1 protein-coding gene and 1 pseudogene are annotated in these 1,149 nt (G+C 42.2%); both read left to right on the plus strand.

The window, feature by feature from the left end:
• On the plus strand, positions 1-605 hold a 605-nt coding region (locus ACH2DQ_RS07460), incomplete at its 5' end, for an ABC transporter ATP-binding protein (RefSeq protein WP_395026190.1).
• Positions 606-703: 98 nt separating this feature from the next.
• A pseudogene (locus ACH2DQ_RS07465) lies at positions 704-1,149 on the plus strand (hypothetical protein); the annotation flags it as partial.

Consider the following 1,149-nt stretch of genomic DNA (forward strand, 5'->3'; position numbering starts at 1 on the left):
CCTTAATTAATCTGCTTATGCGCTTTTATGATGTGAATCAGGGCAGAATTTTAATCGACGGTGTAGATATCCGCCAGATGAAGCGAAGCGGTCTGCGTTCCATTTTCGGTATGGTATTACAGGATACCTGGCTGTTTTCAGGAAGTATTTTTGAAAATATCAGGTATGGAAGGCTGAATGCAAGAAAGGATGAGGTCATAGATGCTGCAAAAGCGGCGAACGTGCATCATTTTATCAAGACACTGCCCGGGGGCTATAATATGGTCATTGACGAGGAGGGCGGTAATATTTCCCAGGGAGAGAAACAGCTGCTGACCATAGCAAGGGCTATTTTAAAGGATCCAGATATTTTAATTCTGGATGAAGCAACCTCTTCCGTAGATACCAGAATTGAAAATATGCTGCAGGATGCAATGAAAAAGGTAATGGTTGGAAGAACCAGTTTCGTAATCGCACATCGTTTATCAACAATTAAAAATGCGGATTTGATTCTTGTCGTAAAAGATGGTAATATTGTAGAGCAGGGTACACATAATTCTCTGTTGGAGAAAAAAGGTTTCTACGAACAGTTGTATCATTCTCAGTTTGCAGGGCAGCAGGTATAAACTAATTGATGGAAAGTACGTTAGGGAGTGTTTGGAAATTCATTCCCGTCATCAGCACACCCTAATGCTTTCAGCTAAATCGTTATGGAGGTAATGGAATGAAAAAATTCAAAGAATGGTTATCCGATAATCTAAGGTATTTTGTATTGGCGATTGCAGTAATTGCAGTGATTTTTATTTTGTTTTTTGGATATAAGCTGCTTGGAAACATGATGACAAACGGCGATGGCAGCAAAAAACAGACAGAAGAGACAAAGCCCGGCAGTGAAAAATCAACTGAGGATAAGAAAGCTACAGAAAAGACGACAGAAACACAAAAGCAAACACAGAAAACAGAGACCAGTAAATCTACAGAGAAAGCAACGGAGAAGACTACCGAGAAAGCGTCCGATTCAAACGGGGATTCTGCAAAGGCTTCTGAGTCAGGAAATGGAACGGCTTCCACAAATGCCGGAAGTCAGGCAAATACACAGACAGAAGCCACAGAAGCAGCAGTGCCCCAGACCCAGGCGCCGGAAACTGAGGCTCCAGCACAGACAGAGGC

This window comes from Robinsoniella sp. (genome assembly GCF_034124845.1).